11 protein-coding genes are annotated in these 18013 nt (G+C 72.4%); 6 read left to right on the top strand and 5 right to left on the bottom strand.

Annotation, left to right across the window (positions count from 1 at the left end; genetic code table 11):
* Window positions 1-51 precede the first annotated feature (51 nt).
* The 3 genes from ASC67_RS10450 (at window position 52) to ASC67_RS10440 (ending at window position 5559) form a co-directional block, all read left to right on the top strand.
* A complete protein-coding gene (locus ASC67_RS10450; protein ID WP_056319316.1) occupies window positions 52-3132 on the top strand; it encodes an L-glutamate gamma-semialdehyde dehydrogenase in 3081 nt (1026 codons plus the stop codon).
* 112 nt (window positions 3133-3244) lie between these two features.
* Window positions 3245-4066: a pyrroline-5-carboxylate reductase gene (gene proC, locus ASC67_RS10445; protein ID WP_056319309.1), complete on the top strand. Its 822-nt coding sequence runs from the start codon at window positions 3245-3247 to the stop codon at window positions 4064-4066.
* Window positions 4067-4257: 191 nt separating this feature from the next.
* Window positions 4258-5559, top strand: a complete 1302-nt coding sequence (locus tag ASC67_RS10440; RefSeq protein WP_404932869.1) for a Glu/Leu/Phe/Val dehydrogenase — start codon at window positions 4258-4260, stop codon at window positions 5557-5559.
* A 20-nt stretch (window positions 5560-5579) separates the two neighbouring features.
* On the opposite strand, the gene ubiA is transcribed toward ASC67_RS10440, so the two are convergent.
* Window positions 5580-6500, bottom strand: a complete 921-nt coding sequence (gene ubiA / locus ASC67_RS10435; protein ID WP_056319304.1) for a 4-hydroxybenzoate octaprenyltransferase — start codon at window positions 6498-6500, stop codon at window positions 5580-5582.
* Between the two features lie 52 nt (window positions 6501-6552).
* Between ubiA and ASC67_RS10430 the strand changes: the two genes are divergently transcribed.
* On the top strand, window positions 6553-8157 hold the full coding sequence (locus tag ASC67_RS10430) for a phospholipase D family protein (protein ID WP_082535941.1): 1605 nt from the start codon (window positions 6553-6555) through the stop codon (window positions 8155-8157).
* Between the two features lie 25 nt (window positions 8158-8182).
* Here ASC67_RS10430 and ASC67_RS10425 read toward each other — a convergent pair whose 3' ends face one another.
* From ASC67_RS10425 to ASC67_RS10415, 3 genes are all read right to left on the bottom strand, one after another.
* Entirely contained in the window at window positions 8183-8680 is a 498-nt protein-coding gene (locus ASC67_RS10425; RefSeq protein WP_056319292.1) for a Dps family protein, read from the bottom strand.
* A 50-nt stretch (window positions 8681-8730) separates the two neighbouring features.
* Window positions 8731-10878 carry a catalase/peroxidase HPI gene (gene katG, locus ASC67_RS10420; protein ID WP_056319285.1) on the bottom strand — a complete coding sequence of 716 codons (2148 nt, stop codon included), beginning with the start codon at window positions 10876-10878 and terminating at the stop codon, window positions 8731-8733.
* A 120-nt stretch (window positions 10879-10998) separates the two neighbouring features.
* Window positions 10999-11922: a hydrogen peroxide-inducible genes activator gene (locus ASC67_RS10415; RefSeq protein WP_056319279.1), complete on the bottom strand. Its 924-nt coding sequence runs from the start codon at window positions 11920-11922 to the stop codon at window positions 10999-11001.
* 134 nt (window positions 11923-12056) lie between these two features.
* On the opposite strand from ASC67_RS10415, the gene ASC67_RS10410 reads away from it, so the two are divergent.
* On the top strand, window positions 12057-14813 hold the full coding sequence (locus tag ASC67_RS10410; RefSeq protein WP_056319272.1) for a transporter substrate-binding domain-containing protein: 2757 nt from the start codon (window positions 12057-12059) through the stop codon (window positions 14811-14813).
* A 9-nt stretch (window positions 14814-14822) separates the two neighbouring features.
* On the opposite strand, the gene recG is transcribed toward ASC67_RS10410, so the two are convergent.
* Window positions 14823-16889 carry an ATP-dependent DNA helicase RecG gene (gene recG, locus ASC67_RS10405; RefSeq protein ID WP_056319264.1) on the bottom strand — a complete coding sequence of 689 codons (2067 nt, stop codon included), beginning with the start codon at window positions 16887-16889 and terminating at the stop codon, window positions 14823-14825.
* Between the two features lie 49 nt (window positions 16890-16938).
* On the opposite strand from recG, the gene queA reads away from it, so the two are divergent.
* The gene (gene queA, locus ASC67_RS10400; RefSeq protein WP_056320765.1) at window positions 16939-18009 is read left to right on the top strand and encodes a tRNA preQ1(34) S-adenosylmethionine ribosyltransferase-isomerase QueA; all 1071 of its coding nucleotides are present in this window, start codon (window positions 16939-16941) and stop codon (window positions 18007-18009) included.
* Window positions 18010-18013: the final 4 nt, after the last annotated feature.

Genomic DNA, 18013 nt, shown 5'->3' with positions numbered 1-18013 from the left:
ACAGGAACGGCTGCCGAAGGGGCGGCCCCTTCATCCCGATCGAGGTCTGCCATGCCGCTGCCCACCGCCACGCCCGCCGCCCGCCTGCCGTCGCCGCTGCGCGACGAGGCGCCCGTCCTCCAGGCCCGGCTGGCGGCGCTGGCCGGTGCGCTCGACTGGGCCGGCGTGCAGGCGCTGGCGCGTCCCTGGGTGCAGGCGGTGCGCGACGAGCCCGCGCCGTTCTGGGCCATGGAGTCATTGCTGCGCGAGTACCCGATCTCCAGCGCCGAAGGCCTGGCGCTGATGCGGCTGGCCGAGGCGCTGCTGCGCGTGCCCGACGCCACCACTGCGATCGCGCTGACCGCCGACCAGCTGGGCCGCGCCGATTTCGACACCGCGACCGGCGGCGACGGCCCGCACAAGATGCTGGCCAGCCTGTCGGCCAGCGCGATCGCGCTGTCGAAGAAGTTCCTGCCCGAGGGCGAGCACCCGCCCGGCCTGCTGCAACGCCTGGGCGCGCAGACCGTGGTGGCGGCAACGGTGCGCGCGATCCAGTTGCTGGGCCGGCAGTTCGTGCTCGGCCAGTCGATCGCCGAGGCGCTGGACGAGGCCCGCGGCCAGCGCACCGCCCAACCGCAACTGCGCTTCAGCTTCGACATGCTGGGCGAGGGCGCGCGCACCGGGCCCGACGCGCAGCGCTACCTGCAGTCCTACCGCGACGCGATCGCCGCCATCGCCGCGACCGCCGTGGCCGGCGCCGGCCCGGAGGCCAACGACGGCATCTCGATCAAGCTGTCGGCGCTGTTCCCGCGCTATGAGGACTCGCAGCGCGCGCGCGTCTTCGCCGAACTGCTGCCGCGCGTGCTGGGCCTGATCGACGACGCGGCGGCGGCCGACATCAACCTCACGGTCGACGCCGAAGAGAGCGACCGGCTCGAACTCTCGCTCGAACTGATCGACGCCGCCGCCGCGCACATCGCCGCGCGCCACCCGCACTGGCGCGGCTTCGGCCTGGCGATCCAGGCCTACCAGACGCGTGCCGAGGAGTGCGTGCACGAGGTCGCGCGCATCGCCCGCGCCCACGGGCTGCGCTTCATGGTTCGGCTGGTCAAGGGCGCCTACTGGGACGGCGAGATCAAGCGCGCACAGGAGCTGGGCCTGGCCGCCTACCCGGTGTTCACGCACAAGCACCACACCGACATCTCCTACCTCGCCTGCGCGAAGGCGCTGCTCGACCACGCCGACGTCATCTACCCGCAGTTCGCCACCCACAACGCCGGCACCATCGCCGCCATCGTGCAGATGGCGCGGGAGCGCCAGGCGCCGTTCGAGTTGCAGAGACTGCACGGCATGGGGGAGGGGGTCTACCGCGAGGTGTCGCGGCAGCCCCCTGCGGGTGAACTGGCGACCACTCCCCCCGCTCCAGCGGGGGGCCTGACGGCACGGCTGCCGGTGCGCATCTACGCGCCGGTCGGCGAGCACCGCGACCTGCTGGCCTACCTGGTGCGCCGCCTGCTGGAGAACGGCGCCAACTCCTCCTTCGTGCACCAGCTGGCCGACCCGCAGGTCGATGTCGACGCGCTGCTCGCGTCACCGCTGCAGGCCGCACCCGATCCGGGCCAGCCGTCGCCGCTGCTGCTCTACGGCAGCGCGCGACGCAACGCGCTGGGCGTCGACCTGAGCATCGCCGCCGAGCGCGCGCCGCTGCTGGCCGCGGCGGCGGCCACCCGCGTGCCCGAGGTGGCCGAGACGCCGGTGTCGGAGATCGACGCGACGATGCGCCGCCTGCATGCCGGCCAGGTGGCGTGGAACGGCACGCCGCTGACCGAGCGCGCCGCCGTGCTGCTGCGCGCCGCCGACCGGCTGGAGACCGAGCTGCCCGCCTGCTGCGGCCTGCTGGTGAAGGAGGCGCACAAGACGCTGGGCGACTGCGTGGCCGAGCTGCGCGAGGCGGTCGACTTCTGTCGCTACTACGCGCTGCAGGCGCGCGACACGCTCGGCCCGCGCGAGCTGCCGGGGCCGACCGGCGAATCGAACACGCTGCACCTGCACGGCCGTGGCGTGTTCGTCTGCATCAGCCCGTGGAACTTTCCGCTCGCCATCTTCGCGGGCCAGGTGGTCGCCGCGCTGGTGGCCGGCAACAGTGTGGCCGCCAAGCCGGCCGAGCAGACGCCGGCCGTCGCGCGGCGCTTCGTCGAGCTGCTGCACGCGGCCGGCGTGCCGCAGGACGCGCTGGTCCTGCTGCACGGCTCGGGCGAGACGGTGGGCGCCGCGCTGGTGGCGCACCCGCTGACCGCGGGCGTGTGCTTCACCGGCTCGACGCAGGTGGCCAAGCTCATCCAGCGCGCGCTGGCCGCGAAGGACGGCGCCATCGTCCCGCTGATCGCCGAGACCGGCGGCCTCAACGCGATGGTGGTCGACAGCAGCGCGCTGCCCGAGCAGGTGGTCGACGCGGTGGTGCAGAGCGCCTTCCGATCGGCCGGCCAGCGCTGCTCGGCGCTGCGCCTGCTGTGCGTGCACGAGGCAATAGCCGACGGCGTGATCGCGATGATCGGCGGTGCGCTGCAGGAGCTGGCCGTCGGCGACCCGGCGGACATCGCCACCGACGTCGGGCCGGTGATCGACGCCGAGGCCCATTCCGGCATCACCCGCCACCTCGAGCGGCTCGACCGCGACGCCACGCTGCTGGCGCGCCGCGCCGCGCCCGACGGGCCGGCCGGCGCTCGGCACATCGCGCCCAGCGCCTACGAGATCGCGCGCATCGCCGACCTGCGGCAGGAGGTGTTCGGCCCGGTGCTGCACATCGTGCGCTGGGGCCCGGGCACGGCCGCGCGCGGCGGCGCGGCCGATGTCGAGGCGCTCATCGGGCAGATCAACGCGCTGGGCTACGGCCTCACGCTCGGCGTGCAGACGCGCATCGACTCGCGCGCGCAGCGCATCGCGCATGCGGCGCGCGTCGGCAACGTCTACGTCAACCGCAACATGATCGGCGCGGTGGTCGGCGTGCAGCCCTTCGGCGGCGAAGGCCTCAGCGGCACCGGCCCGAAGGCCGGCGGGCCGCTCTACCTGTACCGCTTCTGTGCCGAGCAGGTGGTGACGGTCAACACCGCGGCGGCCGGCGGCAACGCCGCGCTGCTGGCCGGCGCACACTGAGCCGTGGGGGAACGTCCGGCGTCTGGCTAGACTCGAACGCTGCCTGTCCAGTCCCCGGGCGCCGGTCGCGGCCGGGACGTTTCCCGCGCCTTTTTCGTTGATGGAGTTGCCGATGAACCACCTGTCCTCTCCCATTGCCTTCATCGGTGGCGGCAACATGGCCAGCGCGCTGATCGGCGGCCTGCTGCGCAGCGGTGTGCATGCGCACGAGGTGCTGGTCGTCGAACCCTGGGCCGAGCAGCGCGAGCGGCTGAAGCAGGAGTTCGGCATCGTCGCCACCGAGCAGGCGACGCCGGCGCTGGCCGATGCCGGCCTGGTGGTCTGGGCCGTCAAGCCCCAGCTCTTCCGGGAGGCCGCTGCGCCCTGCGCGCCGCACGTGGGCGAGGCCGCCCAGCTCAGCGTCATGGCGGGCATCCGCACCGACGCCATCGTCGCCGCCACCGGCAACCGCTGCGTGGTGCGGGCGATGCCCAACACGCCGGCGCTGATCGGCCAGGGCATCGCCGGGCTGTATGCGCGGCCCGAGGTCGACGCCGGCCAGCGCAGCAGCGTGGAGGCACTGCTGGCGCCGACCGGCGCGACGCTGTGGGTCGACCGCGAGGCCGACCTCGACGCGGTGACGGCACTGTCGGGCTCCGGCCCGGCCTATGTGTTCCTGTTCATCGAGGCGCTGATGGAGGCCGCGCGCGACATGGGCCTGACCCCCGAGCAGGGCCGGGCGCTGGCGCTCGGCACCTTCTCCGGCGCCACCGCGCTGGCCGCGCAGAGCGCCGAGCCGCCGTCGGTGCTGCGCGAGCGCGTCACCTCGCGCGGCGGCACCACGCACGCCGCGCTCGTCGCGATGCAGGCGGACGGTGTGCCCGCGGCGATCGTGCGCGCCGTTCGCGCGGCGCAGCGCCGCGCGGTCGAGCTGGGCGACGAGTTCGGCGGCTGAGCCGGTGTCGCCCCCTCTCCACCGGCCGCCGGGGGAGAGGGCCGGGGTGAGGGGGCGGGCGTCGATGAACGGCGCCCGCGGCGGGCATGCAAACCCGGCATCAACCCGGTAGGCGCAGCGGTGCGGTGGCGCCTAAAGTCTCGTGGCCGCGCCACGAACGCGGCGTCATCCCGACCCCACAAGGACACCGCATGAGCGCCAAGATCGATCCCACGCAGCTGAGCAGCTACCTCTCCTACGTCACGCCGTCGCCCACCAGCCCCTGGGGGACCTACCTGTCGCAGGTCGACCGCGTGATCCCCTACCTGGGACACCTCGGCAAATGGGCCGAGACGCTGAAGCGACCCAAGCGCGCGCTGATCGTCGACGTGCCGATCGAGATGGACGACGGCTCGGTGCGCCACTTCGAGGGCTTCCGCGTGCAGCACAACCTGAGCCGCGGTCCCGGCAAGGGCGGCGTGCGCTACCACCCCGACGTGACGCTGGAAGAGGTGATGGCGCTGTCGGCCTGGATGACGGTGAAGTGCGCCGCGGTGAACCTGCCCTACGGCGGCGCCAAGGGCGGCATCCGCGTCGACCCCAAGCAGCTGTCGCTGAAGGAGCTGGAGAAGATGACCCGCCGCTACACCAGCGAGATCGGCATCATCATCGGCCCGCAGCGCGACATCCCGGCGCCCGACGTCAACACCAACGGCCAGATCATGGCCTGGATGATGGACACCTACTCGCAGAACACCGGCGCCACCGCGACCGGCGTCGTCACCGGCAAGCCCATCCACCTGGGCGGCTCGCTGGGCCGCGTGAAGGCCACCGGCCGCGGCGTGTTCGTCACCGGCCGCGAGGCGGCGCGCCGGCTGGGCCTGAGCCTCGACGGCGCGCGCGTGGCGGTGCAGGGCTTCGGCAACGTGGGCGGCTCCGCCGCGGAACTGTTCGCGCAGGCCGGCGCCAAGATCGTCGCGGCGCAGGACCACACCGGCACCATCTACAACGACAAGGGGCTCGACCTCGCCGAGCTGGTGCCCTACGTGAAGCAGGTGGGTGGCGTGGGCGGCTTCAAGGGCGCGGAGGCGATGGACGGCGAATCGTTCTGGGACGTGCAGGCCGAGATCCTGATCCCGGCCGCGCTGGAAGGTGTGATCAGCGCGGAGCGCGCGCGTCGCATCAAGGCCAAGCTCGTGCTCGAAGGCGCCAACGGCCCGACCGTGCCCGAGGCCGACGACATCCTGCGCGACCGCGGGGTGCTGGTGGTGCCCGACGTGATCTGCAACGCCGGCGGCGTGACCGTCAGCTACTTCGAGTGGGTGCAGGACTTCTCGTCGTTCTTCTGGACCGAGGACGAGATCAACGTGCGGCTCGACAAGATCATGGTCGACGCGCTGCGGCGCATCTGGGACACCGCCGACCTGCACAAGATCACGCTGCGCACCGCGACCTTCGCGGTGGCCTGCGAGCGCATCCTGATCGCGCGTGAGGAGCGCGGGCTCTATCCCTGAGTTGCCGTGGGCCTGCGGGTTCAACCCCGCAGGCCCAGGTCGGCGACGATCCCCGCGAACACCGCGAACCCCACCCAGTGGTTCAGCCGGAAGGCCTTGAAGCAGCCGTCGCGGCTGCGGTCCTTGATCAGCGTGTGGTGCCAGGCCACCTGCACCGCCGCCGCGGCCAAGCCGACGGCGAAGGGCACGCCGAGTCCCTGCCAGAAGCCGATGGCGCCCCAGACCAGCAGGTAGAGCTGGTAGAAGCTCATCACGGCCGCCACGTCGTGGCGGCCCAGCGTGATGGCGGAGGTCTGGATGCCGATGCGGAGGTCGTCATCGCGGTCGACCATCGCGTACTCGGTGTCGTAGGCCAGCACCCAGAACAGGTTGCCGATCAGCAGGCCCCAGGCCCACCAGGGCACGGCGGCGTTCAGCGCGGCCAGGTCCCACGTGCCGCCGCCGCGCACCGCCGTGAAAGCCATCGGGATGCCGAAGCTGAAGGCCACGCCCAGCACCGCCTGCGGCATCGACACGAAGCGCTTCGCGTACGGGTAGGCCACGGCAATGGCCAGCGCCGGAAAGGACAGCGCGATGGTCGGCGCGTTGGTGGTCAGCACCAGCGCGAACGCGGCGAGCGCGAGCACGGCGCCGACCGCCAGCGCCTCCTTCACCGACACCGCGCCGCGGGTCACCGGCCGCTCGGCGGTGCGCTTCACGTGGCGGTCGAACTCGCGGTCGGCGACGTCGTTGATGCAGCAGCCGGCGCTGCGCATCAGCACGGTGCCGAGCGTGAACACGGTGAGCAGGTGCCAGCCGGGGAAGCCGCCCGCGGCGAGCCACAGCGCGCCGAGCGTCGGCCACAGCAGCAGCAGCCAGCCGGCCGGCCGGTCCCAGCGGATCAGTTGACGGTAGAGCGCCAGGCGTGAGGGCGGGCGCGGGTGAGCGGGCGCAGCGGACATCGGGCGCGAGTGTAGGGCGCCGGCATGGCACCATCGGCGCGAAGCCGCCGCCATGCCCTCTCCCGCGCCCGACCTGCCACGCTCGCGCCACCGTCACCCCCTCTTGCTGGCGGCGCTGCTGCTGTGGGTGTTGCAGGCCTTGCCGGTGCTAACCGGCTGTTCCTCGCTGCCGTCGCGGCCGCCTTTGCCGGACGAGGCCGCGCTGCCGGCGGCCACGGCGGGCGCGCTGGCCACGCAGGTCGCGCCGCTGGTCCAGGCGCATCCGGGGCGCTCCGGTTTCGTGCCGCTCGACAGCGGGCTCGACGCCTTCGCCGGGCGCGTGTGGCTGGTCGACCGCGCGAGCCGCAGCCTCGATATCCAGACCTACATCTGGCGCAGCGACCGCACCGGCCGCTGGCTGCTGACGCGCCTGCAGGCCGCGGCCGAGCGCGGCGTGCGGGTGCGCCTGCTGCTCGACGACGGCAACGGCAGCCCGACGCTCGACGGTTTGCTGTCGCAGCTCGACGCCCACCCGGGGGCCGAGGTGCGCTTCTTCAACCCGTATCCCCACCGCGGCTTCGGCCGCGCGTGGGACCTGGCCACCGACTTCTCGCGCCTGCACCGGCGCATGCACAACAAGACGTTCAGTGCCGACGGCGTGGCCACCATCCTCGGCGGCCGCAACGTCGGTGACGAGTACTTCGGCGCGGCGGCCGACATGGAGTTCGCCGACCTCGACGTGCTCGCGGTCGGCCCCATCGTCGGCGAGGTCTCGGCCTCCTTCGACGCCTACTGGAACAGCGCCTCGGCCTATCCGCGGCAGGTGCTGCTGTTGCCCGGCAACGACCGACCGCTGACGCCGGAGCAGCAGACCGCGCTCGAGGAGGCCAGCGCCTACGCGAAGGACCTGCGCGAACGTCCGCGCGTCGAGCGCTGGCGCGAGCGCGGGCCACAGGCGGCCGACTTCGCCTGGGGCCGCTCGACGCTGTTCGTCGATCCGCCCGACAAGGTGCTGAAGCAGGCCGGCGAGAGCGAGCTGATGCTGCCGCGGCTGGCACGCACGCTGGGCAACGCCGATCGCAGCATCGACATCGTGTCGCCCTACTTCGTGCCGACCGACGACGGCGTGGCCGCGTTCACCGCGCTGCACGACCGCGGCGTGCGGCTGCGCGTGCTGACCAACTCGCTGGCCGCGACCGATGTCTCGGCGGTGCACGCCGGCTATGCACCGCATCGCCCGGCGCTGCTCGACGGCGGCGTGGAGCTCTACGAACTGCGGGCGGTGCCGGCGCCGGAAGGCCGCGCGCGCGGGCGGCTGCTGGGCCTGGGCTCGTCGCGCGCGAGCCTGCACGCCAAGACCTTCGCCGTCGACGGCGAGCGCGTGTTCATCGGCTCCTTCAACTTCGACCCGCGCTCGGCGTGGCTCAACACCGAGATCGGCGTGCTGCTCGAGCACCCGGGCCTCGCGCAGCGCATCGGCCAGGCGTTCGACACCGAGCTGCCGCGTCAGGCCTGGCGCGTGACGCGCGACCCCGACCGCGGCCCCACCGCACTGCGCTGGCAGGGCCTCACGCCCGAAGGCCAGCCGATCGAGCTGACCGAGGAGCCCGACGCCGGCTGGCTCACGCGGGTGTGGGTGTGGCTGCTGACGTGGCTGCCGATCGACGGACTGCTGTAGCGCCCCCGCCGTCGGTGCCGGTTCCTTACTCTTCGAGCAGCGAGCGCAGCATCCACGCCGCCTGCTCGTGCACCGTGAGGCGCTGCGTCAGCAGGTCGGCGGTGGGCTCGTCCGAGGCCTTGTCGGCCAGCGGGAAGATGCCACGCGCGGTGCGGGCCACGGCTTCGTGGCCTTCGACCAGGATGCGCACCATGTCCATGGCCTTCGGCGGCTCGGCCGGCGCGTCCTTCAGCGAACTCAGCTTGCCGAACTGGCCGTAGCTGCCGGCGGCCGGGAAGCCCAGCGCGCGGATGCGCTCGGCCACCGGATCGACCGCGTTCCACAGCTCGGTGTACTGCGTCATGAACATGGTGTGCAGCGTGTTGAACATCGGCCCCGTCACGTTCCAGTGGAAGTTGTGGGTCGTGAGGTAGAGCGTGTAGGTGTCCGCCAGCAGGGCGTTGAGCCCCTTGGCGATCGCGGCGCGGTCCTTCTCCGAGATGCCGATGTTCACCGGCGGCGTGGTGGTCCTGGTCTTGGCCATCGAGATCACTCCTGGGTCATGGGGGAATGGCTGGAACTGTAGCCGTCGGTTCAGGCCAGGTCGTAGCGGTCCAGGTTCATGACCTTGGCCCACGCGGCCACGAAGTCGTGCACGAACTTGGTCGGGGCGTCGGCGCTGGCGTACACCTCGGCCAGCGCGCGCAGCACGGCGTTGGAGCCGAACGCCAGGTCGGCGCGCGTCGCGGTCCACTTCAGCTGGCCGGTCTGGCGGTCCTTGCCCTCGTACACGCCATTGGCCGGCTGCCACGTCGTGCGCATGTCGAGCAGGTTGACGAAGAAGTCGGGGGTCAGCACGCCCGGTCGGTCGGTGAACACGCCGTGCCGGCTGCCGCCGGCGTTGGCGCCCAGCACGCGCAGCCCGCCGACCAGCACGGTCATCTCGGGAGCGGTCAGCGTGAGCAGCTGCGCCTTGTCGACCAGCAGGTGCTCGACGGGCACGCTGGCCGGACCCTTGAAGTAGTTGCGGAAACCGTCGGCCACCGGCTCGAGGAAGGCGAAGGACTCGACATCGGTCTGGTCCTGCGTGGCGTCGACGCGGCCGGGAGCGAACGGCACCTCGACGCCGACTCCCGCCGCCTTGGCGGCCTGCTCCACGCCCACGCCGCCGGCCAGCACGATCACGTCGGCCAGCGAGAACCTGCCCGAGGCCTGCTGGATCGCCTCCAGCGTCGCCAGCACCTTGGCCAGTTCGCCCGGCGTGTTGGCCTCCCAGGCCTTCTGCGGCGCCAGGCGCAGGCGCGCGCCGTTCGCGCCGCCGCGCTTGTCGCCGCCCCGGAAGGTGGAGGCCGAGGCCCAGGCGGTGGCCACGAGCTGCGCGACCGTCAGGCCCGACGCGGCGATCTTCGCCTTCAGGTCGGCGATGTCGGCGGCGTTCGGCGCCGGCAGCGTGGCCGGGGGCAGCGGGTCCTGCCAGCTCAGGTCTTCCTTCGGCACCTCGGGGCCGAGGTAGCGCACCTTCGGGCCCATGTCGCGGTGGGTGAGCTTGAACCAGGCCCGCGCAAAGGCCTCGGCGAAGGCCTGCGGGTTGTCGAGGAATCGGCGCGAGATCTTCTCGAACTCGGGGTCGAGGCGCAGCGTGAGATCGGTGGTCAGCATCGTCGGCTTGAGCTTCTTGCCGGGGACGTGTGCGTCGGGAATGATCTCGGGCGCATCCTTGGCCACCCACTGCTTGGCGCCGGCGGGCGATTGCGTCAGCTCCCACTCGAACTTGAACAGGTGGTCGAAGAAGTCGTTGCTCCAGCGCGCCGGCGTGGTGGTCCAGGTGACCTCGAGGCCGCTGGAGACGGTGTCCTTGCCGTGGCCGCTGCCGAAGCTGCTGTTCCAGCCCAGGCCCTGCGCCTCGAGCGCCGCGCCCTCGGGCTCGGGGCCCTTGTGCGATTCGGGCGCGGCGCCGTGCGCCTTGCCGAAGGTGTGGCCGCCGGCGATCAGCGCCACGATCTCCTCGTCGTCCATCGCCATGCGGCCGAAGGTCGCGCGGATGTCCTTGGCGGCGGCCACCGGGTCGCCGCTGGCGTTGGGCCCCTCGGGGTTGACGTAGATCAGGCCCATGTGGGTGGCGGCCAGCGGCTGGTCGAGATCACGGTCGCCGGTGAAGCGCTTGTCGGTGGCCAGCCAGGTGGTCTCGTTGCCCCAGTTGACGTCGTTGTCGGGCTCCCACACGTCCTCGCGGCCGCCGGCGAAGCCGAAGGTACGGAAGCCCATCGATTCCAGCGCCACGTTGCCGGTCAGGATCAGCAGGTCGGCCCAGCTGATGCGCAGTCCGTACTTCTGCTTGATCGGCCACAGCAGGCGGCGCGACTTGTCGATGTTCACGTTGTCGGGCCAGCTGTTGAGCGGCGCGAAGCGTTGCTGTCCGCGACCGCCGCCGCCACGGCCGTCGGCCGTGCGGTAGGTGCCGGCGGCATGCCAGGCCATGCGGACGAACTGAGGGCCGTAGTGGCCGAAGTCGGCCGGCCACCAGTCCTGCGAATCGGTCATCAGCGCCAGCAGGTCCTTCTTGAGCGCGAAGTAGTCGAGCTTCTTGAACTCCTCGGCGTAATCGAAGCCGGCACCCAGCGGGTCGGACTTGCTCGAGTGCTGGCTCAGCAGCTCCAGCCGCAACTGAGTGGGCCACCAGTCCTTGTTGGTCGTGCCGCCGCCTGCGGCGTGGTTGAACGGGCACTTCGATTCGGTCGCCATGTCAGTCTCCAGAGGTTGTCCACGATGCGTCGGGGGCAGTTTAGGAGGGGCGCCCCACCCGATCAATGACGGTGCGGCAATGGCGGCGATAGCCGCGGGGCTGCACAGGCCCAGCGGCGTTCAGGCGGTCAGGCGGGTGACGCCGGACAACTCGCAGGCGTAGACGGCGTTGCGCAGCGCAGCGATGGCTTCGTAGCGGGTGAAGGTGCGCCGCCACGCGAGCACCACGCGCCGCGTCGGCAGCGGCGCGCTGAAGGGTACGTAGCGCAGGTGCGGCTGCTGCTCCTTCGGCACGCTGAGCTGCGGCACCACGGTCACGCCCATGCCGGAGGCGACCATGTGCTTGATGGTCTCGAGCGACGAGCCCTCGAAGCTCTTGCGGATGCCTTCGGCGTCGCTCGAGAAGCGCGCGAACTCCGGACACACCTCGAGCACATGGTCGCGGAAGCAGTGGCCGGTCCCGAGCAGCAGCATCGTCTCCTTCTTCAGTTCTTCCGACGACACGCTCTCGCGCCTGGCGAGCGGATGGGTGGCCGGGCAGGCGACGACGAAGGGCTCGTCGTAGAGCGGCGCGATCGCCAGGCCGGTGTCGGGGAAGGGCTCGGCCATGATGGCGGCGTCGAGCTCGCCGGTGCGCAGCATGTCGAGCAGCTTGACGGTGAAGTTCTCCTGCAGCATCAACGGCATCTGCGGGAACATATCGATCGCGTGCTTCACCAGGTCGGGCAGCAGGTAGGGACCGATCGTGTAGATGATGCCCAGCCGCAGCGCGCCGGCCAGCGGGTCCTGGCCGCGCTTGGCGATCTCCTTGATCGCTGCGGCCTGCTCGATCACCGCCTGCGCCTGGCGCACGATCTCCTCGCCCAGCGGCGTGGTGGAGATCTCGTTGCTGCCGCGCTCGAAGATCTTGACGTCGAGCTCGTCTTCGAGCTTCTTGATCGCGACGCTGAGCGTCGGCTGCGAGACGAAGCAGGCCTCGGCCGCGCGGCCGAAATGGCGTTCGCGGGCGACGGCCACGATGTAGCGCAGTTCGGTCAGTGTCATGTCCGGGTTCTCAGCCTTCGTTCGGATTCTGCGGGCATTTCGAGCCCGGCGGCCTGCGCGTTGCCACGTAGGCCGTGCTAACGTCGATTCGAGAGCGACCCAGGGAGGGCTGCCTTTGACGCTCCGGGACGAAGATGCGTAGCGGCTTGCCGCGGGCGCAGCGATGGCTGGCCGGTTTGGCGCTCGGCCTGTGGGCGCTCGCCTGCGGCGCCGCGCCGCCGTCGGTGCTGCGCTACGGGATGCTGGCCGATTTCCCGCCGTTCCAGATCTGGCCCGAGGGCAGCGAGCCGGGGGGCGCCGACCTGGAAATACTGCGCCGCCTTGCGCCCGCGCTCGGTGCGCGGGTGGAACCGGTGCGCTACACCGACTTCGTGGCGCTCGAGCGCGACCTGCGCGCCGGCCGGCTCGACCTCGCCTCGTCGATGGCCCGCAACGCTGCGCGCGAGCAGGTGCTGGCGTTCTCGCTGCCGTATGCGCTGGTCGAGCAGGCAGTCGTCACGCGAGCGAGCGAGCCCACGGGCTCGCTGGTCGCCGATCTGAACGGCCGGCGTCTGGCCACCGTGGCCGGCTACGCCGCCGAGGCCAATGCGCGCGAGCTGTTCCCGCTGGCGCAGCGGGTGCCGGTGGCCAGCATCGCCGACGGCCTGCGGGCGGTGCAGCAGGGGCGTGCCGACGTGATGGTCGAGGCGCAGCCGGTGCTCATCGGCAGCATCGAGCGCGAGCGCCTCGCCGGCCTGCGGCTGGTGCGCACGCTGGCGTTGCCGAGCGGTGCGCTGCATTTCGCGGCGCCCAAGGCCGGCGCGGCGCAACTCGATTCGCTGTCGGCAGCGTTGGCGGGCATGGGCGCCGAGACGCGCGAGTTCATCATCGGCCGCTGGCGTGCGGAACCGCACTTCGCGCGGCGCGCCGAGCCGCTGCGCCTCGACGACCCCGAGCGCGCGCTGCTCGCGGCGCAACGGCCGCTGAACGTCGCCGTGGTGGACGGGCGGCTGCCGTTCGCGGTGCTCGACGCCGACGGCCGGCCGCAGGGCCTGTCGGTCGACGTGCTGCGCGCGGTGCTCGGGCGCCTCGGCCTCGCCCTTGGCGCCTGGCGTGCGAGCACGGCGGCCGATGCGCTGGCGGCGCTGCAGCGCGGCGAGGTCGATCTCGCGCTCGGCCTGTCGGCGGTGGCGACGCCCGGCCATGCGGTGCACGTCATCGGCCCCTACATCGAGCACCCGATGGTGCTGCTGGGCCGACCGGGCGGCAGCGCCTGGGGACTGGACCAGCTCGTCGGCCGTCGCCTCGCGCTGCCGCCCGCGCATTTCGCGCGGCCTTTGATCGCGGCGCGCTATCCCGGCATCGAGCTGGTGGCCTGCGATCCGCTGCCGAGCTGCGTCGAGCGCGTCGCGAGCGGCGGCGCCGACGCGGCCCTGGCCGACGTCGTCACCGCGGCGGTGCTGCTGGCCGAGTCGCCGCGCAGCGACGTGCAGATCACCGGCACGGCGGGCGGCCTGCGGCAGGAGCACGGCATCGCGGTCTCGTCTCGCCACGTGGCGCTGCTGCCGCTGCTGCAGCGGGCGCTGGATGCGACCGTGGCCGACGACCTGCTCGAACTCAAGCGCCGCTGGCTGACGCGTCCGACACCGGCGCACATCGTGCGCGAACTGCTGCGGCGCTACCTGCCGTGGGTCGCTGCAGTGTTCGCCCTGCTGATCGCGGCGTGGTGGTGGCACAGCCGCGGCCTGCGGCGCGAGATGCAGCGCACGCTCGGCGCGCAGCGTCAGGCCGAACGGGCCCGCGGTGCGAGCGAGCGCTTCACGACCTTCCTGGCCCACGAGGTACGCAACTCGCTGCATTCGGTGATCGCCGGGGCCGAACTCCTGCGCAGCGGGCGCGAGGTGCCGGCGTCGGTGGCCGGTTCGCTGGGTGATTCCGCGCGCTCGACGCTGAACCTGCTGAACAACCTGCTCGACCGAAACCGGCTGGACGCGGGCCGGCTGAGCCTGCACCTGGAGCCCGTGCAGCTCGGGCCGCTGCTGCGCGGTGTGCGCGCGGAGATGCTGCCGGCCGCACGGGCCCGGCAGCTCACGCTGAACTGCACCGCGCCGACGCCCGACCCGCTGCTGCGCGTCGATGCGCTGCGGGTCGAGCAGATCGCGCGAAACCTGGTCGCCAACGCGATCAAGTACAGCCACCGCGGCGAGATCCTGATCGAGGCCCGCTGCACGCCGCAGGCGGGCGACGAGGCGTCGCGCTGCGTGATCGAACTGCGCGTGCGCGACCAGGGCCCGGGCATCGCCGAGGCCGACCAGGCGCGGCTGTTCGAGCGCTACTACACCGCCGGCGGCCGGACCGCGGCGCGCAGCGGCACCGGGCTCGGGCTGTCGCTGTGCCGCGACCTTGCCGCGTTGATGGGCGGCGCGCTGCACCTCGAGAGCACACCCGGGCGCGGCACCACCGCGCTGCTGCGCTGGACGGCCGACGTCGAGACCGAGGCCACCGGCCCCGCGCCCCTGGCCGCGGACGCGCCGCGCCGGCTGCTGCTGGTCGAGGATGCCGATGTCTACGCGATGCTGGTGGAGCGTGCGCTCGGGGCCCAGGGCTACACGGTGCGGGTCGCCGGTTCGCTGGCGGAGGCGCAGGCCGCGCTGGCGGCGCCGGGGCCGCCCTTCGACGTGGTGCTGACCGATCTGAATCTCGGTGACGGCGACGCGCAGGACGTGATCGCGGCCGTGCGCGCCCGCGCGGGGACGGGGCTGCCGGCGATCGTCGTGATGTCGGCCGACGTCGACCCCGAGCGTGTGGCCACGCTGCGCGAGGCCGGGGCCGAGGCGCTGCTGCAGAAGACCGGCGATGTGACGCTGCTGGTGCGCCAGCTGCTGGCGCACGTGAACACGCGGCCGACCTGATCCCGACCGTCAGGCCTTCAGGTACTCGGCCTTGCTGCCGAGCCAGCGGTTCACGTGGGCCTCGGCCGCGCGCGGATGGTGCTCGAGCAGTTGCGGCGCAAGCTGTCGCGCCTGGGCCAGCAGCGCGCTGTCCTCGGCCAGGTCGGCGAAGCGCAGCAGTGCCGCGCCGCTCTGGCGGGCGCCCATGAACTCGCCGGGGCCGCGGATGTCGAGGTCGCGGCGCGCGATCTCGAAGCCGTCGTTCGTCTCGGCCATCGCGCGCAGGCGCGCCTTGCCGGTGTCCGACAGCGGCGGCGTGTACAGCAGCACGCACACGCTGGCCACGCTGCCGCGGCCGACGCGCCCGCGCAGCTGGTGCAGCTGCGACAGCCCGAAGCGCTCGGCGTGCTCGATCACCATCAGGCTCGCGTTGGGCACGTCGACGCCGACCTCGATCACCGTGGTCGACACCAGCACCGCCATCTCGCCGCCGGTGAAGCGCGCCATCACCGCCGCCTTTTCCGCCGCCGGCATGCGGCCATGCAGCAGGCCGACCTGCACGCCCGGCAGCGCCTCGCCGAGCCGCGCGTGGGTCTCGGTGGCGTTCTGCAGGTCCAGCGTCTCGCTCTCCTCGATCAGCGGGCACACCCAGTAGACCTGGCGGCCCTTCGCCACCTCGTCGCGGATGCGCGCGATCACGCTGTCGCGGCGGCCGTCGGCGAAGACCTTGGTGACGATGGGCGTGCGGCCCGGCGGCAGCTCGTCGATGGTGCTCACGTCGAGGTCGGCGAAGTAGGTCATCGCCAGCGTGCGCGGGATCGGCGTGGCCGACATCATCAGCAGGTGCGGCTCCAGCGGCGTGCCCTCGAGCTTGCGCTTGAGCTGCAGCCGCTGAGCGACGCCGAAACGGTGCTGCTCGTCGATGACGGCCAGGCCGAGGCGCTCGAACACCACGCGGTCCTGGATCACCGCATGCGTGCCGACCACCAGCCGCGCCTCGCCGCTGGCCACGCGCTCCAGCATGCGCGTGCGCGCCTTGCCCTTCTGGCTGCCGGTGAGCCAGGCGATCTGCACGCCCAGCGGCTCGAGCCAGCCGACCAGCTTGCGGAAATGCTGCTCGGCCAGGATCTCGGTGGGCGCCATCAGCGCGCACTGCCAGCCGGCATCGATCGCCACCGTGGCCGCCAGCGCCGCGACCACCGTCTTGCCGGAGCCCACGTCGCCCTGCAGCAGCCGGTGGGTCGGCTGCGGGCGAGCCAGATCGCGCGCGATCTCCTCGGCCACACGGTGCTGCGCGCCGGTCAGTCGGAACGGCAGCGCCGCGAGCAACTGCTCGTGCAGGCCGCCGGTGCCCGCCCTCAGCGGCGGTGCGCGCAATGCGGCGCGCTCGCGCTGTGCCTGCAGCTGCGACAGCTGCTGGGCCAGCAGTTCGTCGAACTTCAGCCGCTGCCAGGCCGGGTGGCTGTGGTCTTCCAGCGTCGCCAGCATCACCTCGGGCGCCGGATGGTGCAGGAACAGCAGGGCCTGTTTCAGGCTCGGCAAACCGGCCGGCACACTGCCGGCCGGCAGCAGCTCATCGAGCGGTGCGCGCGTCAGCGCCGAGCTCACGGCCTTGCGCAGATAGGCCTGCGGCAGCTGCGCGCTGGCCGGGTAGACCGGCGTCAGCGCGGTGGCCAGCGGGGTGTCGTCGCCGACCGCCTTGAAGGTGGGGTGCACCATCTCGCGGCCGAGGAAACCACCGCGCAACTCGCCGCGTACGCGCAGGCGTGCCCCCACCGCCAGCGTCTTCTGGTGCGAGGGGTAGAAGTGCAGGAAGCGCAGCACCAGCTCGTCGCTGCCGTCGACCAGCCGCACGATGAGCTGGCGGCGCGGGCGCAGCTCGACGCGGCTGTCTCGCACGTGGCCTTCGACCTGCACCGTCTCGCCCTCGTGCGCCGCGGCGATCGGCGTGACGCGCGTCTCGTCCTCGTAGCGCAGCGGCAGGTGCAGCGCGAGATCGATGTCGCGCACCAGACCGAGCTTCTCCATCGCCCGTGCCGGGCCCGACTTCGCCGGGGCGGCGGCAGTGGGCGGTGCGGAGCGCGAGGCCTGGGGCATGGAACAATTCTGCCTTCTGCCCTCGTCAGGCCGGTCCAGCCTGCACGCCATGTCCGCCGCACCCGCTCATCCCTTCACCGTCGCCGATTTCGATTTCGCGTTGCCGCCGGAGCTGATCGCCCAGCATCCCGCCGCGGAGCGCAGCGGCTCGCGCCTGCTCGACGGTCGCGGCGACGTGCCGCTCGACCGTCGGTTCCGCGAGCTGCCGTCGCTGCTGGCGCCCGGCGATCTGCTGGTGTTCAACGACACGCGCGTCATCAAGGCCCGGCTGTACGGCCGCAAGGCCAGTGGCGGCGGCGTCGAGGCGCTGGTCGAGCGCGTGCTGCCCGGCACGCACGAGGTGTGGGCCCACCTGCGCGCCAGCAAGTCGCCGCGGCCGGGCAGCCGTGTGCATTTCGCCGGGCGCGACGGCGACACGATCGCCTTCGAGGCCGAGGTGCTGGGCCGTTGCGGGCCCGACGGCTCGCTGTTCCACCTGCTGCTGCCGGGTGAGCCGTTCGCGCTGCTCGAGCGCCATGGCCACGTGCCGCTGCCGCCCTACATCGAGCATGGCGACGATGCCGACGACGAGCGCCGCTACCAGACCGTGTTCGCGCGGTCGCCCGGCGCGGTCGCCGCACCCACCGCAGCACTGCATTTCGACGCCGACGTGCTGGCGGCGCTGGAAGCGCAGGGGGTCGCGCGTGCGAGCGTGACGCTGCACGTCGGCGCCGGCACCTTCCAGCCCGTGCGCGTCGAGCACCTCACCGAGCACCGCATGCACAGCGAATGGTTCGAGCTGCCGCAGGCCACCGTCGACGCGATCGCGCGCACCCGCGCGGCGGGCGGGCGCGTGGTCGCGGTCGGCACCACCACGCTGCGCGCGCTGGAGTCGGCGGCGCGCGGGGACCGCGGCCTGCAGGCCGGCGCGCGCGACACCGACATCTTCATCACCCCGGGCTTCGCGTTCCGCGTGGTCGACCGGCTGCTGACCAACTTCCACCTGCCGCGCAGCACCTTGATGATGCTGGTCAGCGCCTTTGCCGGCCACGCGCACATCCGTGCGCTGTACGCCCACGCGATCCGCGAGCGCTACCGCTTCTTCAGCTACGGCGACGCGATGTTGCTCGATCGACGCTGACCAC

This window comes from Methylibium sp. Root1272 (assembly GCF_001425905.1).
Taxonomy (GTDB): domain Bacteria; phylum Pseudomonadota; class Gammaproteobacteria; order Burkholderiales; family Burkholderiaceae_C; genus Methylibium.
The sequence above is the reverse complement of the archived record's forward strand: the minus strand, read 5'-3'. Positions and strand labels throughout refer to the sequence as shown.